This is a genomic window from Roseibium aggregatum (genome assembly GCF_014692675.1).
In the GTDB taxonomy this organism is placed as follows: Bacteria; Pseudomonadota; Alphaproteobacteria; order Rhizobiales; family Stappiaceae; genus Roseibium; species Roseibium aggregatum_C.
In genome coordinates this window covers 70402-88977 of the sequence record NZ_JABFCZ010000025.1, presented here as the reverse complement: position 1 = coordinate 88977, position 18576 = coordinate 70402, and the positions used below count along the sequence as shown (strand labels likewise).

Genomic DNA, 18576 nt, shown 5'->3' with positions numbered 1-18576 from the left:
CCGGGGCCTACTCGCAGAGCCACTTGCCGCAGTTTTGGTCGGGAGAACAACGGCTCTGGAAGCGAGTGGGCCCCGGGTCTCACTGCGTTCGCCCGGGGTGACAGTTCGGGGAGAGGCTTCGACCTACTCTGTTCCACTGCAAAGCGGACAGTTTCGGACCAAATGTCTGCGAAAGCCCGCCTTCCGTCCCATCTCGTGATTGCCGCGGTTTTACGGTATCCTGCCGGAGTTGCATATTTCGCAGAGTTTCGATCTCCGCCGGGGGCCGTTCTTTGACCTACGAATTCCTCACCAGCCGTGGCGTTCTGTTCCTGTCCCTCATCTTCGGCTTCTTCGCCTATACGGCCTACGGTTATTTGCGGAAAACAGGACCGCTGAACGAAGAAACAATCACCTCGAATGGCGGCTCGAGGATGATGTATGTGGTCTGGCAGGCCGTCATCCCGCTCGTCTACGTGGGCCTCGTCGCGCTTTCCGTTTTGGGATCGGTGAAGCTTTTCGAAGGCAATCCGCCAGCTTCCTATTTCCTGAGCCAGCCAGTCCTGTCAGCCATTGCAGGTGCAGTCTACAGCCGTGCCGCCATCCTGCGGGCGAAGGATGCCGGGTTCAGCCGTGGCGGCGCGCTCCTGGGCATCGTGCCATTTGCCAATATCTGGCTCATGGTCGCACCGCCGAAAGAAGCTCCCGAACGGCCGCCTTACGTTCCGGCCGCTGTCCCGGCCCGTGTCCTCATCATTTTGTGTGCGATTGCCGTCTTCTTTTTATCGGGTCCGGTCAACACGATCATCGCCGAGAAGCTCGCCGGAATCCGGATCGCGACACGCATCGAGCAAGGGGACTTCGATTTCGCCGCTCCCCTGCCCACCCAGCTGGCCGAAACCTCGACCTTCCAAAAGATCGAACCCGATGCCGGTGAAAAGGCAATCTACTATCAATACGGCATATCCGGCCCCGACCTCGACCGCGACCGGATCCGATCCTGGCTCAAAGACACGCTGAAGTCAGAGCTGGCGAAGTACTGGTGTCAGGAGCGATTGATCGCGGACCGGGGCTGGACCGTCTGGTACGAATACTGGGATCCGGACGATCGGCTGGTCGCAAGCACCCGTGTTTCGCAGGGTGATTGCCGCCGTTTGAAGTCCGGATAGGCGGGCGTCGCCGTCAGGCGGCTGCGACCCGCTCCAGGAAGGTTTCGATTTCGCCCTTCAGCGCCTCGCTGCGTTGGCCCAGGTGCCCGGCTGCCGTCAGGACGGAACCGGATGCCGCCTGGGTCTGCTCCACCGTTTCGGCAAGATCGTGCATGTTGTCCTGCACGGCCCGGGTTCCCTCCGAGGCGCGCTGGACATTACCGGAAATCTCGTTGGTGGCGGCCCCCTGCTGGGTAACCGCCGAGGCAATCGACTGGGTATAGCCGTCCACTTCCTCCATGGTGCTGGAAATGGCCGAAATCGCATTGACGGCGTCGGTGGTCGAACCCTGGATCGCCGCGATCTGCGAGGAGATTTCCTCCGTCGCATTCGAGGTCTGAGTCGCCAACTCCTTCACTTCGGCGGCCACGACCGCAAAGCCCTTGCCAGCCTCGCCGGCCCGGGCGGCTTCGATGGTTGCGTTCAGGGCCAGAAGATTGGTCTGCTCGGCGATGGCCTGGATCAGGGTGACGACTTCGCCGATCCTGTTCGCGGCCTCCGCCAGATCCTGCACCTTGCCGTTGGTGTCGCGCACCGCATCGGTCGCGGACGAGACGATATCCGTCGTCCGCTGAACCTGGCTGCCGATTTCGCCGATGGAGGCGGACAGCTCTTCGGCGGCACCGGCCACATTTTCAACGTTCATGCTGGCACCCTCGCTGGCGGTCGCCGTGTTCGAGGCCTGTTCGGCACTGCGCGCGGCCATGTCGCTCAGGGCCCTTGCGGTTGAGTCCATGTCCTGGGCGGTCTCGTCGAGCGAGCCCAGCAGCCCCTGAACACTGTCGCGGAACCCGGCGATGAGCGCATCCACCTGGGCCTGGCGGTCGGCCTGACGGGCCTGGGCCTGTTCGGTCTGCGCCTCGAGGCGCTGCCGTTCCAGATCGTTGTCGCGGAACACCTGGACGGTCCGGCTCATGGCGCCGATCTCGTCGCGCTGACCGGTCGAGGGGATCTCCACATCGGTGTCGCCGCCGGCAAGCCGGGCCATGACGTCGGTCAGCCGGCGGATCGGGCCGGCAATCACGAAGGTCAGGGTAAAGGCCAGCAAGATGCTGACGGCAATGGCCGCCACGATTGCCGCACCAATCAGCACCAACGCGGTATCCGCCTGCCTGGAGGAGGCCAACGATTGCTGTTCGGCCATCTCCGTAATCTGCGTCCGCACCTGATCGGACAGCTGCGTCAGCTCGGCCGACGCGGCCTGGAAATTGTCGCGCGCCGTCAGCATGGCCGCGAATTCCGCCTCATATCCGTCCACCTCGGCTGCGATCTGGCCCAGAATTTCCTTCAGCTGAGAGAAGCCCTTGGCCTTGGTTTCAAGCTTTGCCAGGGTGGCGCGCAGCTTTTCGAGATCGGCTGTGACGGTCTCCGGTGTCGTCTGGCCGAAACCGGCCAGCAATTCCATCGTCGCCGACCGCGTCTCCAGCGTTGCCTGCAACAGGCTGTTGCCGCTTTTTGCGACCGCTTCGACGCGGGCCAACTGGTTTCGGCTGGAAACCGAGGCTCCTTGAGCAGAATCGATAACGCCGTAGATCAGGCCGCGTATCATGTTCGTGCGGTTGCTAATCGTCCTGGCCTTCCCTGCAAGGCTGCCGTCCGGCTTGTCGATGGTAAAGGGATTGGCCTTGGCGATTGCGTCTTTCAGGGCGCCCTCAAAGTCGCCGAGCATTTTCGTCATCCCATCCAGCATGCCGGCGTTCACGCCCTCGACCGTCATTCCGGCGGCCCAGCGAACCTCCTCGGTGAGCTCTTCAACCTTTTTCAGCGCGGCCTTGTAGCGGGTTTTCCTCGCCATTGTCCCTTGTGCGGTCACGACCGCATCGGAGGCACCCTGATCCGCCTCGTTCTGGAACATCCCTTCCAGCAGGATCGCCCCCTCGCGGATCGATGACATTGCCCGGCCCAGCTCATCGGCTGCCGTCAGGTTGGCAAGGGCAGCCGCTTCCTTGTCGGATGCCGCGGTTTTTGCCTTTTCCATTTCGGCGACAATCTGGTTGGCAATCGCCTGCAGGCGGCCTGCGGACTGGGTCAGACGATCCGCCTGGTCCGTCTGGGCGGTGCTGCTGTCGACCAGTTTCCTGAACTCGCTCGTCAGACTGTCCACCCTGGAGACAGCGGCGGTGACCGTCGCCTTTTCCGGCGAACCGTCGCTCATTCCGTTGCCGACAGCCGTCAGGTCTTCGCGCAGCCGGTCGATCTGGGCGAGAGCACTGGTGGCGCGCTCCCCGGTGCGATCGGAAAGGTAGGCCTTCTGGTCCGCGGAGGCTTCCTGCAGGCTCGCCATGACCGCCGTCGCCCTGGCATTCAGGTCCGACTGATCGCGCAACTGGACGATGGCCAGCGTTCCGACCAGCCCGACGGCTGCGGTCAGAATGGTGGTTGCGGCGAAACCGCCGCCGACCTTGATGGAAAACCGCAGATGGCCCAGTGGCCTCAACAACCAGTTCACAAGTACCCCTCCAGAACGGAAATTCAGGGGCACTACAGGACCGCAGCCATAAACAAATGGTGAAAAAACACAGTCATTTCAGACAGTTGAAAAAATGGGCAACCGCCTGACGCAACGGGATCAACGATCTAGCTACTGCAGTGCACAAAATTTCTGCGCAACTTTCGCTGAACCCAACCAAAACAAAACAGCCCGGATGCGTTATCCGGGCTGTGTCATTCAAAAGAAATCGGATCGTCAGACTTCCGACAGTTCCTTTTCGTGCATCCAGGCGGCGTGCTTGGGGGCCTTCCTGGTCTTCGACCATTCCTCCAGCATGTCCCATTTCACCGCGTCGAGCTTCTTCAGCATCTTGTCTTCTTCCGGATCCGGGCAGGCCAGCTCGATGCGGTGGCCGTTCGGGTCGAAGAAGTAGATGGAATGGAAGATGGAGTGGTCGGTGACGCCGAGCACCTCGATGCCGTTCTTTTCCAGGTTCTCCTTGAACTCCAGCAGCTCGTCGCGGTCCTTGACCTTGAAGGCGATGTGCTGGACCCAGGCCGGGGTGTTCGGGTCGCGGCCCATTTCCGGCTTGGTCGGCAGCTCAAAAAAGGCGAGCACGTTGCCGTTCCCAGCGTCGAGGAAGATGTGCATGTAAGGATCCGGCTCGTGGGTCGAGGGAACATGGTTCTCGGCAATCGCCAGAATGAAGTCCATGTTCAGGTTCTTGCCGTACCACTCGACCGTTTCCTTCGCATCCTTGCAGCGATAGGCGACGTGGTGAATTTTCTCGATCTTCATGGGATTGCTCCTCCAGTATGTCGGCTCAAAGACCGATCAGGCTTTGTCCCCTCCAGGCGCATGCGCCGCGGCGGCGAGCGCTTCAGTCAGTACCGCCCGGTCGCCGATGTGATTGGCAAGCAGCAGGATCAGCCGGGCGTTGAGGGCGTCGCTTTCCGCCTTGGAAAGGCCCTCGTGCGTGGCAAGCAGTTCGGCGTAGAAATCGTCCGGACCGGCGATGTTCGCGCTGGTGTTCAGATGTGCCATGATCTTCCTCCTCAGGCGCGGCCGGTGGCGGTGTTGAGTGCGGCCCGAACGGCCGTTTCGTCATAGGCGGTCCAGCGGGCTGCCACATGCTGGTCCGGGCGCATCAGGTAGACGGCAGATGCCGCCTTGCCGAGATAACGATCCTTCAGCGCGCCGCTCGGATCGTCGCCGGTGGACAGCGACAGACCTTCGATGGCGATCCCGCCTTCTTCCAGGTTTGCCGGAACCTCCGTGTTGATCGCCAAGAGCTGGAACTTGTCGCCCAGACGGTCGAGCAGCCAGCCACCGGAGACCGGTGCATCCACGGCCGGGGAACCGGGCCGGGTGCGTACGGGCAGTCCTGCCGCATCCGGGCCGTTGAGCGGCGAGCCGTCATAGGTGCAGGGCACCGACAGGCGGCCGGAGTTCACGAAGGGACGGGCGAATTCGTACGTTTCGGACAGATCCAGGACCGCATCGCGGAACTGGCGGCTGACCTCCGACTTCGGCGTAATGAAGTCGGTGGAACGGGACGAGTTCAGGATGTTCTCGTCCGCGCCGTAGACCCGCTCCCAGTCGTAGGTGTCGAGCAGGCTTTCGGGCGCCTTGCCGTCCATGACCAGCTTCAGCTTCCAGATCAGATTGTCGGTGTCCTGCAGGCCGGAGTTGGCGCCGCGGGCGCCGAATGGAGACACCTGGTGGGCGGCATCGCCGGCAAAGATCACCCGGCCATGGCGGAACTTCTCCATGCGCCGGCACTGGAAGGTGTAGATCGACACCCATTCCAGATCAAACTCCACATCCGGGCCAAGCATGGCCTTCAGGCGCGGAATGACGTTTTCCGGCTTCTTCTCTTCTTCCTTGTCGATGTCCCAGCCAAGCTGCAGGTCGATGCGCCAGACATCGTCGGGCTGCTTGTGCAGCAGTGCGGACTGGTTGCGGTTGAACGGCGGATCGAACCAGAACCAGCGTTCGGTCGGGAAATCCGCCTTCATCACCACGTCGGCAATCAGGAAGTTGTCCTCGAAAACCCGGCCGATGAAGTCGAGCCCCATCATGGCGCGGGTCGGAGAGCCGGCGCCGTCGCAGGCGATCAGCCAGTCGGTTTCAAGCTGATACGGTCCGTCCGGCGTATCCACGGTAAGCGCGACGTAGTCGTCCTTCGGCGTGACGCTGACGACCTTGTTGCCGCCGCGGATCTGGACCGGCTTGCCTTCCGCTTCCAGTTCCCGCAGGCGCTCGTAGAGATAGAGCTCGAAATAGTACTGCTGCAGGTTGATGAAGGCCGGGCGCCTGTGGCCCTCTTCGGGCAGCAGGTTGAAGCCATAGACCTGGCGCTCGTCGAAGAAAACCTTGCCGGTGTTCCAGACGACACCCTTGTCGACCATGGGGTCGCCGCAGCCGAGCCGGTCGAGGATTTCCAGCGGACGCTTGGCGAAGCAGATGGCGCGCGAGCCCCAGCTCACCTTGTCGTTGTCGTCGAGCACCAGGACGGGCACGTCCTGCTGGGCCAGGTCGATCGCGGCCCCCAGGCCGATCGGGCCGGCACCGATGACGATGACGGGATGACGGACAGGCTGGCTCGCGTCCTGGTCGGCTGACCGCTGATAGGGATAGAGCGGCGTTTCGAAGATTTTAGACATATGGCCTCCCTTGGCCTCCCTGTGTTCCGGGTAATTAGTTACGTTCGCAACTAATTTGATGCAAGTCTTTTCTGGTCCGGAATACTGCGTAATTTTGAGGGTTTTTCGGCGATGGAGACTATCCGGTCTTGCCGTTCATCCGCGCGCGAATGGCCCGAACCAGATGCCAGAGGCCATAAGCGGCAAAGAGATAAAAGACGATGACAGGGAGCATATCCCCCTGCCCGCCACTCTGACGCCACAAAAATGTAGCAAAGCCCGACGTGAACATCACAAAGCTCAAACCTCCAAGGATACCGTATTTTGTAGAGGTGATGTACAATCTCCCAGGTATCATCAGACGAGGTTTCGACGTTCCCTTTTGCTTTGCCGCTTCGGCCATCCTTTTTTCGTTTTCGGGCATTTGGAGAAGGCCCGCGAATGTAAAGAGAATGAACGCTGTGACAATCCACGCCAGCAAGGCGTAGTCGAACAGGGTCCAACCCTCAAACATCGCGATACCTCTTACCCCTGAAGCTGTGCCCACATGTCCGCGTCGCGCTGCGCGGTCCAGATGCGCGGCGTGTCGATGCCCAGCGCTTCATCGTATGCGCGCGCAACGTTGAATGGCAAGCAGTGCTCATAGATCGCGTAATCCGCGAACTTGGGATCGCATTCGGCGCGGCAGGCGTCCCAGGCTTCCTTGAGCGAACCGCCGCCCTGGGCGATGCGCGCCACCGGCTTGTAGGTAGATGTAACAAAGTCGGCGGTCGCGTCGAGCGCCTTGTTGACCATGTCCTTGCCGACGAGGGCGTCGCCGCGGCCCGGCGCGATCGCCTCGACATCGAAGGAGCGGATCGCTTCCAGTGTTCCCGGCCAGTCGTTGAAGTGGCCATCGCCGCAATAGCAGGCGGAGTGGTACTCGACGATGTCTCCGGTGAACATGACGTTCGCGTCCGGAACGTGGATGACGATGTCGCCGGCCGTATGGGCGCGGCCGACGAAGCGCAGGTCGACGCGGCGCTTGCCGAGATAGACGGTCATACGGTCGTTGAAGGTCGTGGTCGGCCAGGTGAGCGGCGGAACCTTGGCGATATCGTCATAGCCCATGAACAGCCGCGGGAAGCGCATGAATTCAGACTCGCGGTCTTCCGCGCCGCGTTCGACGACCATGGAGCGGGCCTTCTGGCTCATGATGATGGTCGGGGCCTTGTAGGCGGCAGCCCCCAGCACGCGCACGGCGTGATAGTGGGTCAGCACCAGGTGGCTGATCGGCTTGTCGGTAACGGAGCGCACCTTCTCAATCACCTTGTTGGCGAGTTCGGGCGTTGCCTGCGCCTCGACGATCATGACGCTGTCGTCGCCGATGATGACGCCGGTGTTCGGATCGCCCTCGGCGGTGAACGCCCAAAGGTCCTTGCCGATCTCGGTGAAGGAGATCTTCTTTTCCGCCATGTCGCCCTGGGATGCGAATTTCTTGCTCATCTGATTGTCCTTTAGAGATCTCTCGTGATCCGGATTTTATTTGTTCCGGGCGTACGGGTCTTCAAGCGCCGGCAGAAGCTTGCCGACACAATCGCCAAAGCCGATGCGGTAGCCGTCGCCCTCGGCCGCGCCCGACAGGGTCAGCGTGTCGCCGTCCTCGATGAAGGTCCGGGTCGAGCCGTCCGGCAGCTCGATCGGCTCCTTGCCGCCCCAGCTCAGTTCCAGGAGCGAGCCGCGCTCCGACTTGGTCGGTCCGGAAATGGTGCCGGAGCCGAGCAGGTCGCCGACGTTCATCGGCGAACCGGCGGTGGTGTGATGGGCCAGCTGCTGGGCCGCGGAATAATACATTTCCTTGTAGTTCGTCCGCGCGATCACGTAAGCCTCTTTCGCGCCTTCCGGCTGGATGGAGACGGAAAGCGGGATATCGTAGAGCATCGGGCCCGGCTCGGCGAGGTAAGGCAGAAGTTCCTTCTCGCGCGGCGGCGTGGACGTACGGAACGGCTCAAGTGCTGCCTTGGTGATGATCCAGGGGCTGATCGTGTTGGCCGTCGCCTTGGCCTGGAACGGCCCGAGCGGCTGGTATTCCCAGGCCTGGATGTCGCGCGCCGACCAGTCGTTCAGGAGAACGTAGCCGAAGATCATGTCGTCGGCTTCCTGGACGGTGACCGGGCCTTCGGAACGCTGGCCGACGATGGCGCCCATTTCCAGTTCGATGTCGAACCGGCGCGAAGGCATGAACGCCGGCATGTCCTTGTCCGGCGACTTCAGCTGGCCCCAAGGGCGGCGAATGTCGGTTCCCGATACAACGATGGACGATGCGCGGCCATTATAACCGATCGGGATATGCAGCCAATTCGGCGGCAGGGCGTTTTCCGGACCGCGGAACATGGTGCCGACGTTAAAGGCGTGGTTCCGGCCGGCATAGAAGTCGGTGTATTCGGCGACCTTGAACGGCAGGTAGAGCGTGGCATCGGCCATTGCCACCAGGAACGGCTCCACTTCGGCCTGCTTCGCCGAGCCTTCGGCGAGAAGTGCTGACAGCTCGGCGCGGAAGGAGGCCCAGACCGCCTGCCCCAGCGCCATGAAATCGTTCCAGTAGGGAACGTTCAGCACCTTGGCGTCTCCGCCGGGCTTGAGAAGACCGGCTGCTTCGAGGCCGGCGACATCGACGATCCGGTCGCCGAGCGCCACACCGCAGCGGGGGGCTTCGTTGCCGGTGGCGAAAACGCCGCAAGGCAGGTTGTTCAGCGGAAATTCGGTCTCCGCGGAATTGGCGCTGGAGACCCAGCTGCGCATCAGGGGCATGTGTGACCTCTCAAACTCTTTTCGTCTTCCGCGGTCCGGCCTGATTCAACCGGTCCGCTGAAGGCAACGGACCGGCGTCGCGAACCACAGGCGTGCGTTCTTATTTGTCCCAGGTGCCTTCCGGGGTGCCGTCGAACTTCTTCTCGATGCCGTTCCAGCAGTCGACATAATCGTCCTGAATCGGCGCCTCCTTGCCGGCAAACGCCGTCAGGTGCTGCGGGAAGCGGGTTTCGAACATGAACGACATGGTGTTGTCGAGCTTTTCCGCCTTGAGATCGGCGTTGGACGCGCCCTCGAAGGCGTTGTTGTCCGGCCCATGCGGCAGCATCATGTTGTGCAGGCTCATGCCGCCGGGGACGAAGCCCTGCGGCTTGGCGTCGTACTGGCCGTAGATGTTGCCCATCAGCTCCGACATGATGTTCTTGTGGTACCACGGCGGACGGAAGGTGTTTTCAGCCACCATCCAGCGCTCGCGGAAGAGCACGAAGTCGATGTTCGCCGTGCCGGGCACGCCGGAGGGCGCGGTCAGGACCGTGAAGATCGACGGATCCGGATGGTCGAACAGGATCGCGCCGACCGGACAGTATGTGCGCAGGTCGTATTTCACCGGCGCGTAATTGCCATGCCATGCGACCACGTCGAGCGGCGAATGGCCGATCTTGCAGGTGTGGAACTGGCCGCACCACTTGATGGTCAGGGTCGAGGGGACTTCGCGGTCCTCGTAAGCGGCGACGGGCGTCTTGAAGTCGCGCCGGTTGGCCATGCAGTTCGCGCCGATTGGGCCGCGGCCCGGCAGCTCGAACTTCTGGCCGTAGTTTTCGCAAACAAAGCCGCGGGCCGGTCCTTCCAGCAGTTCGACCCGGTAGACGAGACCCCGCGGAATGATGGCGATTTCCTTCGGCTCCAGATCGATGATACCGAGTTCGGTCGAAAACCGCAGCTTGCCTTCCTGGGGCACGATCAGAAGTTCGGAATCGGCGGAGTAGAAATATTCGTCCACCATCGATTCGGTGACGAGATAGATGTGGCTTGCCATGCCGACCTGGGTGTTGACGTCACCGGCGGTGGTCATGGTGCGCATGCCGGTCAGCCAGGTCAGCTTCTCATTCGTGTGCGGCACCGGATCCCAGCGGTACTGGCCGAGGGACACGACATCATCGACCACATTCGGGGCCGACTTCCAGTACGGCAGGTCGATCTTCGTGTAGCGGCTCGAATGCTTCACCGACGGGCGGATGCGGTAACACCAGGTGCGCTCGTTCTGATGGGACGGCGCGGTGAAGGCGGTGCCGGACAGTTGCTCGCCATAAAGGCCGTAGGCGCATTTCTGCGGGCTGTTCATGCCCTGCGGCAAGGCTCCCGGAAGCGCCTCGGTCTCGAAGTCATTGCCGAAGCCCGGCATGTACTCCAGCTCGTTCTGGCCGTGTTGCGCAGCGCCTTTTCTGACAACGTCGCTGTCGATCTGGTCCATGTCCATATCCTCCCTGAAAGAGGCCCCGAAAGGGGCTGACATAATTTAGTTTCACTTGTAACCATTTTGATTTCGGGGGTCAAGGGAGAATGCGAATGAACGCGAGACCCGCCTGGCCGCAAGGCTGCCCGGGGGCGGTTCCATGGGGCTGTCCGCAACCGCCGGCGTCTTGCCATCCCCGATCACATCTGATATTAGAACAAAACAGGAACATTTATGGAGACCTTCATGCTGGCCGATCCCGTCACCGAAGAGGTTCTTGCAGCCGGATATATGGCGCCCGAAGCAGATGCGGCAACGACCGGGCCGGCAAAGGTCCGCGTTGTCGACGTCACCGCGAGCGACGTGGAGACCATGCTGGTCTACCTGCAAAAGACCCTGTCGAAGGCGGAACAGATCCGGGCGCGTACGACCGCGGGCAGCTATCTGGACAAGGTGCTGGCAAAGACCATGGAAAGCATCGCCGTGGAAATGGCGCAGCTTCGCTATCTGCTTGCCCATCCGGACTATCCGGTACCGCCGGGCCTTGCCGGTCTGTTCGTCTCCGGGACCAAAGCCGCCGCCGGCCGGATGCAGCCGGCAATGTGACGAGCGATCCGCAGGTTAACCAATAGTTAAATTTCCGGAGCCTGACCATCAGGTTTCCCTCCCGAAACCCGCAACTTTTGATAGCTTGGCCCTCGGGGAAGCAGTCCTTGACTGCAGAATTCGGGGTAGAGATATGTTGACGTCAGCGGTTGGGGTCCCGCTTTTGACGGGTTACACCATCGGGGCAGCCGTCTTTTTTCTGGTCAGTCTTGTCGAGCTCGGCAGACATCACGGGCTCAGGCCCGCCGTCGTCCTGGCAACGCTTGGCTGCGCCGGCATCTGGCCATTGGCCCTGGTGCTTGTCCTGCTGATCAAGCCGAGGCGGATGGCGGGCTAGGCGGCGGCCTCGTCGCCGGGAGCCGTCTGCCAGCCGAGGTCCGTCAGCGTGACGATGCGGTTGCCTCTGAGATCGGTCGCGCAGAGGATGAAGCCGCGCTCTTCCATGTGACTCAGCAGCCAGCGCGCCCGGCCCGGAGACCGGGTGCCATAGGCGGTCGCGATTTCGATGTTTCCCGGACACGGCGCCTTGGCGTTCGCCGCCTTGGCAAGCAGCAGGTAGACCCCGCGCATATCCTCCGGCAATTCGGCGGCGACCAGTTCCGCCTGGGCCCAGGCGCTGTCGTCCACCTCCCCCTTGTCCACGCCGGCGCGCGCAACCGAGAGCTTTTCCCGGAACACCTGAAGATCGGGAATGCCGCCCGGCAGCTTGGCGATCCGGCAGCGGACCTGGAAATCCTGGTAAAGGGTCGCGATCGGCTGGAAGGCGGCCTCCGGCTCGGACAGGATCTCGCCGATGATCTCCGCAATCCCCTCCTCGCGCGCGCCGTAGTCGAGCAGGTTGCCCGCCGGTTCCGCGTCGCCTGCCTGTTCCGCACTCGTCAGCTGATCGAGCACGTCGGACGTCGTTGCGACCGGCTCCGGCTGGCGCACGCGCACGGGCATCGCCTCGCCGGGAGACGGGGTGAAGATCAGGTCTTTTGCATCTTCGAGCGGCTGATCGGGGAGCGGCATCAGTTTCGGACTGCCGCCGCGGCCGGCGGTTTCCACCGGGCCGATCTTCACCGGAATGGGCCGGCGCGACAGGGCCGGACCGAGGGCGACGAAATGGCCGCGGTCGAGATTGCGGAAGGTCTCCGCCTGGCGCCGCTCCATGCCGAGCAGATCGGCGGCGCGCGCCATGTCGATATCGAGAAAGGTCCGGCCCATGAGGAAGTTCGAGGCTTCCGCGGCCACGTTCTTGGCAAGCTTTGCGAGACGCTGGGTGGCGATGATCCCGGCCAGACCGCGCTTTCTGCCCCGGCACATGAGGTTGGTCATGGCGCCGAGCGACCGGCGGCGGGCTTCCTCGGAGACTTCACCGGCGGCGGCGGGCGCAAACAGCTGCGCCTCGTCGACCACCACCAGCATCGGATACCAGAGGTCCCGGTCCGCATCGAACAACCCGTCCAGAAAGGTGGCGGCGGCCTTCATCTGGCGGTCGGCGTCGAGTCCTTCCAGATTGAGGATGACCGACACCCGGTGAGCCCGCACACGGCCTGCGATCATCTGCAGGTCCTTTTCCGTGCCGACCGCATCCACGACCACGTGACCGTATTTGTCGGCCAGCGAAACGAAATCGCCTTCCGGATCGATGATGGCCTGCTGCACCCAGCCGGCGGACTGTTCCAGGAGCCGGCGCAACAGGTGCGACTTGCCCGAGCCGGAATTGCCCTGAACCAGCAGGCGCGTTGCCAGCAATTCCTCCAGATCCATTCCGGCCTGCTGGCCGTTCGTCATTTCCCCGATATCGATGCTAACTGTCATACGTCTTCCTGGCGTCGAGCCACTTCTCCGGCCTGACGGCGCTCAAATCGCAAGAATTCCGGAACCTGCTTTTCAGATACAGACCAAAATCTGCATGATTCCCGGCGTCGTGCAAAATCGCACGTGCGTCAGGCCGCCGATTTCCCCAATCCTCACGAACAAGTCAACAGCTTCATGCCCCATGCGGCCTTTTCGCTATAATCCGGCCGTCCTATCTCAAGCCGACAACAAGGTTAGGGAGACAACCATGCAGATCCATGCGGATTTAAAGAAGCGCGCCGCCGTCGACAGCAACTCACTGGATTGGATCCCCTCCCCCATGGCCGGCGTCGAGCGCCGCATGCTGGAGCGCGACGGCGAGGAAGTCGCCCGGGCGACGTCGCTGGTACGCTATGCGCCCGGGTCGTCCTTTTCCGCCCATAAACATGATCTGGGCGAGGAATTCCTGGTGCTCGACGGGGTCTTTTCCGACGAGACCGGCGATTTCGCCAAGGGCATGTATGTGCGCAATCCTCCAGGCTCCAGCCACGTGCCCTCCAGTGCGCCGGGCGCCACGATCCTCGTCAAGCTGCGCCAGATGGACCCGGAGGACCGCAGATTCGTGCGCATCGACACCAATGACGAGACCGCCTGGCAGGCGGGCCGCAAGGGAGAGAAGCTGTTGCCGCTTTTTTCCGATGCCCATGAAGACGTCGTGATGCTGGACTGGGAGAAAGGGGCCGCCTTCGAGGCCGTTCCCCTGCCCGGCGGCGCGGAGTATTTCGTCCTTTCGGGAAGTTTTTCCGACGAAAACGGCAGCTACGGGGAAGGCAGCTGGCTGCGGCTTCCGGCCGGTTCCACGCAGACGATCACCAGCCAAACCGGCGCCCGCGTCTACCGCAAGACAGGCCATCTCGCATAATCCGTTCCCTTGCCGCATCCGTATCTTGCCTGACTTGCGCGGCTCGATCATATTCATTGATATGAATCTTTGAATTGATCAACGCCGCGCAAATCTCGGAACCTCTGGGCGCGGCAAAGGGAGGACTACATGCATCGTGGATTTTTCGGACTTCTGGCTCTGGGCCTGACCTTTGCGGTACCGGCGGCGGCCGCCGACAACCTGAAGATTACCGGCGACGAGACGGTCGTCACCATCGAGACCGACGACGGTGTCGTCGATATCACCCGCCAGAAGACGGAGGCCGCCCTGATCGGCGGTGTGTTGCAGCCGATGGTTCCGGTTCCCGGCGTCACGCCGGTCGGCGAGCTGGAAGTGCTCGACGCGCTGAAGACCAAGAGCGCCAAGGTGGTCGACATGCGCACGCTGGAATGGCGCACCAAATCCACCATTCCCGGCAGCATCCACATCCCCTACACGGAAGTCGCCATGCGCCTGAACGAACTGGGCTGCTCCGGCTCCCAGGGGGCATGGGACTGTGCCAATGCCGACAAGATGATCGCCTTCTGCAACGGCCCGGCCTGCCCGCAGAGCCCGACCGCGATCAAGGCCATGGCCCGGGAAGGCTATCCGCCGGAGAAGATCTTCTATTACCGCGGCGGCATGCAGGACTGGGTCGTCCTGGGGCTCACCGTGGCCGAGGATATGTTCTGAGGAGCGCTTCACAGCGTATACCAGGAAGGCCGGGCGCTTTGCCCGGCCTTGTCTTTTTAACAGCCCGGTGTCCGGCATCACCCCTATCGCCATGAGCACAACCGTGCGGAGCCTTTGTCCGCCCTTCCCAGGCCCGGTATTGCGATCAGAATGCCGCCATGCGCTCAATGACCCAGAACGCCGCTATGCTGCCGATCCCGTAGCTCGCGACGCGCGTCAGCACGGCCGTGTGCAGCTTGATCCGCGGGTAGAGCAGCTTCACGGCAGCGCCGGTCGCCAGCACGGCCGCGATGAACAGGAGCTGTCCGAGTTCCACGCCGACATTGAACGAGAACAGGGCCAGGGGGATGTCGCCTTCGGGCAGGCCGATCTCACGCAGTGCCCCGGCAAAGCCCAGCCCGTGGATCAGGCCGAAGCCGAAGGACACAAGCCAGGGAAAGCGCATGGTCAGCGGATCCCGGCGTTCGGGCGGCAGGGTCAGTTCATAGGCCAGGAAAACGATGGAGAGCGCGATGACGGCCTCGACCGGCGGCGACGGAATTTTCAAAAGGCCCGTCGTGGCGGCGGCGAGCGTTATGCTGTGGGCGAGTGTGAAGGCGGTGACCGTCCAGATCAGACGCCGCCGGTCGGGCACGAGCAGTAAAAGGGCGAACACGAAGAGCAGGTGATCGACCCCTTCCAGGATATGCGTGACGCCGAGCCCGACGTAGCTGCCGAAGATCTCCATGACACCGGCGGCGGCCGGCACCGTGAATGCGGCTTCCGACGCGGTCAGTCGGTGAACCTGCGTCCAACCCGGTTCAAGTTCGAAGCGCACCAGCGTTTCCGTATTGGTCTGATCCAGGCCCTCGATTCGGATCTCTCCGCCGGCCAGGCCGTCCGGGCAGTCGGCGACCCAGCCCGTGGTCCAGCCCCGGCCGTCGAAGTGCGGCGGCGGGGGCGTGTCGTGCGAACACGTCGACGGCAACCTCGCCGCGATCGGCATGGGGCGGCCGCCGACGTCCGGCACGCGCCAGGTAACCCGCCAACGGTCCTGCCCCATGGGCGTCAGATCCAGGTAGCCGGGATCGAGCGCATGGCCGAATGCCGCAGACGGCAGCCAGGCGGCGCAAATCAGTACCAGCGCCAGAACGATCCGCCTCATTGCGCCAGAACCTCGTCAGCGGACGGCAGGGTCACGGTGTAGCGTGCAAGCAAGGCCTTCTCGAACGCCTCGCGCATCTCGCGCGCCTTTGCCGCGCGCCACTCGGTTTCGACCCGGCCGCGAATCTCCGCAAGAGGCGGCAGAGCGGCCTCGGTCCGCCCGGTCACGCGTACAAGATGCAGTCCGTAGCTGCTCTTTACCGGCCCTTCCCACCGGCCTTCGGCAAGTCCGGCAAGCGTCTCGCCGAACCCGTCGCCGAATGTCCGGTCAATGGCCGGGACCGGCGTCATCGGCAATGTGGCCGGCAGCAGGCTCGCCTTGCCGAGTGTCGCCGGATCGGTACCGTTTTCCAGCGCGGCCCTTATCTTCGGCGCTTCCTCGGCCCGGCCAGGCGGCAGAAGGACCTGGGAGAAGGCCAGGCGCCCGGGCTGGCGGAAACGCTCGGGATTTTCGTTAAGATAGGCCTGCAGGGCGGCATCATCGGCCTTTTCGGCCGCAGCACCGGATTCCGCCAGAAACTGCATCTTCAGCATCAGCCGCTGCCGGATCACCTGGTCCCCCTGGTCCAGGCCGAGCGCCAGTGCATCGCGCACATAGGCCTCTTCCAGGGCCCAGGCGCGGATCAGCCCCTTCACCTCTTCGGCTGATGGCGGGCGGTTCCAGGTCTTCGTGAACCGGGTAACGAGCCGTCCGGCTTCCTCCGGGCTCAGGGTGATCGCGTCGGGCGCGGGCGTGGCCGGGGCATCGTCGAGCACCGTGTAGAGCGCGAAGATGAACCCGGCGAGCGCAAAAAAATGCACGAGCGGTGACCTGAGAATGGTACGGATGGGCATGAGGTTTTCATCGAACTCCGGGCAACGGCAAGCAGGGAAGATAATAGCCCGCACCGTTTTCGGCAGCCATCGCTTCTGGAGATAAACCGACACCTCCCAAAACGGCCAGGATCATTTTGGCCAGCGCCCTCAAATAACGCCCGCTTTGACCATTTGCCTCAACCCTTCGGCGTGTACCAGATGGGCGAAGTGTAGGCGCGGTCCTGCTGGACCATCACCGCATCGTCCGGCAGGTCCAGATTTCCGTAAAACGCCTGGTCATAGGCAAGCCAGGACGGGGTAGGGATTTCCAGGACGCGCACGTAGTAGTAGGCCCGCTGCTCCGGGTCGAACTCCGGATCGACCCAGTAGCCGCCAAGGGCCGCGGACCCGATGGTGTTCGTATAGTCCGCCCCTTTCACCGTGCTGCCGACCGGGGGGAGCTTGCCATCCGCCTGAAGTTCGCGATCTCCGGACCATGCGACGTCGAAGACCTTGGTTTTGGGGCTGCCATCCCCGTCTACCCAGCCCTTGACGATCTGGATCCGGTCCAGGTTGGCGCCGTCCGGGTCGCGTAGCGCACGGATCATGAAGGTGGGTGCAGCGCCATCAGGCCCGGTAAAAAGGTCGCCTCCCATCGGAACGCCGCGATCGTATCCGGTCCTGGCGAAATCGGGCCGTTGGACCTCATCGGCCTCGAAGTCCCAGCCGGCGAAGACCCGGACGGTGATCCGCGAGCCGGTGGTGGCATAGACTTCCTTGCGCTTGAAGGCGTCCCAGAGCGCTTCGCGCGTGTTTTCGCGCGCCCAAGCCGCCGCGAGGCCGGAGGCGAGCGTTTCGTAGTGCCGGATGGCGATGTCCTCGCCAAGGATGACAGGCTGGACGATGAAGTCCTCGTAGCGGTTTTTTCCGGTGCCGGGTTCGACGATGGTGGCCTTGCCGAAATAGTTGTCTTCCCGGGTGGTGGCGAGCGAGGTATGACTGTCGGTCGACCCGATCATGCCGAACTTGAACGGGTTGACCCCGATCTCCTGCTCGTACTTGAGCCCGCGCGCCAGCGCCTGGCGGGCGTACTCTCGAGGCAACATGTCGGGGGTCTTGAGCGCCGTACCGAAATTACCGCGGTCCCAGGTGTAATAGTCGGCGAACTCATCGTTCGGCGACAGGCTCGGGTGCGTTTCGCCGTCGCCCTTCATCTGGGTGACCTCATAGAGCGGTTCCCAGCGCATGCGGCGTTCGGCATAGTCCACGTCGATCGGCGCACCGTTCATGCGCTTGTCGTCGAACATCAGTCCGTTCGACAGGTTGCCGTTGTGGGGAAATGCCATCACATGGCCGCCGGTGCGCTTTTCGTAAGCCGCCAGCCAGTTCCAGAGATCCTCCGGATCGCTGCTGTCATAGGTGGAGAACGGCACCAGGTCCTCGACCTTGTCGGCATCGTCGCGGAACATGACGACCCGGTGCAGATTGTTCGCGTCAGGCCCTGACGACCACTCGAAGCCGTGCAGCGCGGTGAAGACGCCCGGCTCGTTGAAGCGCTCGGCGCTTTCGACGATCCGGTTCCACATGGTGCGCTGCAGGTTATCGTCATTGATCCGGTCGACGGCCGCGTTGAGAGCCGCTCCCCACTCGACATAAGCCGCGATCGGATCGCCCCCCTTCACCAGGTCGTGGAGCTTGCGCCCCCATTCATTGGAGAGCAGACCCGGATTCGATTCCGCGATCATCGGCGCGAGGCCCAGGTTCTCGGCGTGGTCCGCGACAACGAGGAAATCGAGCGGACGAACGAGTTGTGCCCAGGTGCCCGCCGACGCGCGCACCTTTTCGCCGCGCGCAAACCGGAACGCCTCGTCCGGGCCGAGCACATTGCCGATCATTCCGGCATCGGTGGAATAGGAGGTGTGCAGGTGGGTATCGCCCCAGAAAACCCGGTTGGGGTAGGACTGGTCAAGGAAGGGCGAGTAATGTCTGGCGCCCAGCTTCACGTCCTTCTCGCTGATCGCCACATCGCCGAGATACCCGGCCGGCTTTTGCTCCTGAGCATGAAGCGCGACAGGGGCAATCATTGCGAGAAAGGATATCGTGTAGCGTAGAGAGCACTTCATTTTCGC

General features: G+C 62.8%; 17 protein-coding genes. 5 read left to right on the top strand and 12 right to left on the bottom strand.

Annotated elements, in window-relative coordinates; translation table 11 throughout:
* The first annotated feature begins 272 nt into the window (after positions 1–272).
* Positions 273–1148, top strand: coding sequence for a hypothetical protein (locus tag HK439_RS20955; RefSeq protein ID WP_190293432.1), 876 nt, complete (start codon positions 273–275; stop codon positions 1146–1148).
* A 13-nt stretch (positions 1149–1161) separates the two neighbouring features.
* Here HK439_RS20955 and HK439_RS20950 read toward each other — a convergent pair whose 3' ends face one another.
* The 8 genes from HK439_RS20950 to hmgA form a co-directional block, all read right to left on the bottom strand.
* Positions 1162–3636, bottom strand: a complete 2475-nt coding sequence (locus tag HK439_RS20950) for a methyl-accepting chemotaxis protein (RefSeq protein ID WP_190293431.1) — start codon at positions 3634–3636, stop codon at positions 1162–1164.
* Between the two features lie 237 nt (positions 3637–3873).
* Positions 3874–4416 carry a VOC family protein gene (locus HK439_RS20945; protein ID WP_190293430.1) on the bottom strand — a complete coding sequence of 181 codons (543 nt, stop codon included), beginning with the start codon at positions 4414–4416 and terminating at the stop codon, positions 3874–3876.
* A 36-nt stretch (positions 4417–4452) separates the two neighbouring features.
* Positions 4453–4662 (bottom strand): DUF2783 domain-containing protein, encoded by a 210-nt coding sequence (locus HK439_RS20940; RefSeq protein ID WP_190293429.1) that lies wholly within the window; start codon positions 4660–4662, stop codon positions 4453–4455.
* Positions 4663–4673: 11 nt separating this feature from the next.
* Positions 4674–6284 (bottom strand): FAD-dependent oxidoreductase, encoded by a 1611-nt coding sequence (locus tag HK439_RS20935; RefSeq protein ID WP_190293428.1) that lies wholly within the window; start codon positions 6282–6284, stop codon positions 4674–4676.
* A 118-nt stretch (positions 6285–6402) separates the two neighbouring features.
* Positions 6403–6777, bottom strand: a complete 375-nt coding sequence (locus HK439_RS20930; protein ID WP_190293427.1) for a hypothetical protein — start codon at positions 6775–6777, stop codon at positions 6403–6405.
* Positions 6778–6788: 11 nt separating this feature from the next.
* Positions 6789–7748 (bottom strand): MBL fold metallo-hydrolase, encoded by a 960-nt coding sequence (locus tag HK439_RS20925; RefSeq protein ID WP_190293426.1) that lies wholly within the window; start codon positions 7746–7748, stop codon positions 6789–6791.
* Positions 7749–7784: 36 nt separating this feature from the next.
* Positions 7785–9053, bottom strand: a complete 1269-nt coding sequence (gene fahA, locus HK439_RS20920; protein WP_190293425.1) for a fumarylacetoacetase — start codon at positions 9051–9053, stop codon at positions 7785–7787.
* A gap of 100 nt (positions 9054–9153) precedes the next feature.
* Complete coding sequence (gene hmgA, locus HK439_RS20915) at positions 9154–10455, bottom strand: homogentisate 1,2-dioxygenase (protein ID WP_235988047.1); 1302 nt, start codon at positions 10453–10455, stop codon at positions 9154–9156.
* 297 nt (positions 10456–10752) lie between these two features.
* Here hmgA and HK439_RS20910 point away from each other — a divergent pair, with 297 nt between their 5' ends.
* Entirely contained in the window at positions 10753–11112 is a 360-nt protein-coding gene (locus HK439_RS20910) for a hypothetical protein (protein ID WP_190293423.1), read from the top strand.
* Between the two features lie 133 nt (positions 11113–11245).
* Entirely contained in the window at positions 11246–11449 is a 204-nt protein-coding gene (locus tag HK439_RS20905) for a hypothetical protein (protein ID WP_190293422.1), read from the top strand.
* Here the strand turns inward: HK439_RS20905 and HK439_RS20900 are convergent.
* Entirely contained in the window at positions 11446–12915 is a 1470-nt protein-coding gene (locus HK439_RS20900; RefSeq protein ID WP_190293421.1) for an ATP-binding protein, read from the bottom strand. The two genes, HK439_RS20905 and HK439_RS20900, sit on opposite strands and share 4 nt — an antisense overlap.
* A gap of 247 nt (positions 12916–13162) precedes the next feature.
* On the opposite strand from HK439_RS20900, the gene HK439_RS20895 reads away from it, so the two are divergent.
* Entirely contained in the window at positions 13163–13816 is a 654-nt protein-coding gene (locus HK439_RS20895; RefSeq protein ID WP_190293420.1) for a cupin domain-containing protein, read from the top strand.
* Positions 13817–13945: 129 nt separating this feature from the next.
* Positions 13946–14509 carry a rhodanese-like domain-containing protein gene (locus HK439_RS20890; RefSeq protein ID WP_190293419.1) on the top strand — a complete coding sequence of 188 codons (564 nt, stop codon included), beginning with the start codon at positions 13946–13948 and terminating at the stop codon, positions 14507–14509.
* A gap of 145 nt (positions 14510–14654) precedes the next feature.
* Here the strand turns inward: HK439_RS20890 and HK439_RS20885 are convergent, their stop codons facing one another.
* The 3 genes from HK439_RS20885 to HK439_RS20875 form a co-directional block, all read right to left on the bottom strand.
* Positions 14655–15653 (bottom strand): HupE/UreJ family protein, encoded by a 999-nt coding sequence (locus tag HK439_RS20885; RefSeq protein WP_190293418.1) that lies wholly within the window; start codon positions 15651–15653, stop codon positions 14655–14657.
* Entirely contained in the window at positions 15650–16486 is an 837-nt protein-coding gene (locus tag HK439_RS20880; protein ID WP_190293417.1) for a peptidyl-prolyl cis-trans isomerase, read from the bottom strand. Before HK439_RS20880 ends, HK439_RS20885 begins: the two co-directional genes overlap by 4 nt.
* A 158-nt stretch (positions 16487–16644) precedes the next feature.
* Positions 16645–18570 carry a DUF3604 domain-containing protein gene (locus HK439_RS20875; RefSeq protein WP_190293416.1) on the bottom strand — a complete coding sequence of 642 codons (1926 nt, stop codon included), beginning with the start codon at positions 18568–18570 and terminating at the stop codon, positions 16645–16647.
* Between the last annotated feature and the right edge of the window lie 6 nt (positions 18571–18576).

Bases quoted from the DNA above. Each gene is read 5' to 3' on its own strand.
- HK439_RS20945 (WP_190293430.1), bottom strand. From the start codon at position 4,416: ATGAAGATCGAGAAAATTCACCACGTCGCCTATCGCTGCAAGGATGCG.
- HK439_RS20940 (WP_190293429.1), bottom strand. From the start codon at position 4,662: ATGGCACATCTGAACACCAGCGCGAACATCGCCGGTCCGGACGATTTC.
- HK439_RS20935 (WP_190293428.1), bottom strand. From the start codon at position 6,284: ATGTCTAAAATCTTCGAAACGCCGCTCTATCCCTATCAGCGGTCAGCC.
- HK439_RS20930 (WP_190293427.1), bottom strand. From the start codon at position 6,777: ATGTTTGAGGGTTGGACCCTGTTCGACTACGCCTTGCTGGCGTGGATT.
- HK439_RS20925 (WP_190293426.1), bottom strand. From the start codon at position 7,748: ATGAGCAAGAAATTCGCATCCCAGGGCGACATGGCGGAAAAGAAGATC.
- fahA (WP_190293425.1), bottom strand. From the start codon at position 9,053: ATGCCCCTGATGCGCAGCTGGGTCTCCAGCGCCAATTCCGCGGAGACC.
- hmgA (WP_235988047.1), bottom strand. From the start codon at position 10,455: ATGCCGGGCTTCGGCAATGACTTCGAGACCGAGGCGCTTCCGGGAGCC.
- HK439_RS20910 (WP_190293423.1), top strand. From the start codon at position 10,753: ATGCTGGCCGATCCCGTCACCGAAGAGGTTCTTGCAGCCGGATATATG.
- HK439_RS20905 (WP_190293422.1), top strand. From the start codon at position 11,246: ATGTTGACGTCAGCGGTTGGGGTCCCGCTTTTGACGGGTTACACCATC.
- HK439_RS20900 (WP_190293421.1), bottom strand. From the start codon at position 12,915: ATGACAGTTAGCATCGATATCGGGGAAATGACGAACGGCCAGCAGGCC.
- HK439_RS20895 (WP_190293420.1), top strand. From the start codon at position 13,163: ATGCAGATCCATGCGGATTTAAAGAAGCGCGCCGCCGTCGACAGCAAC.
- HK439_RS20890 (WP_190293419.1), top strand. From the start codon at position 13,946: ATGCATCGTGGATTTTTCGGACTTCTGGCTCTGGGCCTGACCTTTGCG.
- HK439_RS20885 (WP_190293418.1), bottom strand. From the start codon at position 15,653: ATGAGGCGGATCGTTCTGGCGCTGGTACTGATTTGCGCCGCCTGGCTG.
- HK439_RS20880 (WP_190293417.1), bottom strand. From the start codon at position 16,486: ATGCCCATCCGTACCATTCTCAGGTCACCGCTCGTGCATTTTTTTGCG.
- HK439_RS20875 (WP_190293416.1), bottom strand. From the start codon at position 18,570: ATGAAGTGCTCTCTACGCTACACGATATCCTTTCTCGCAATGATTGCC.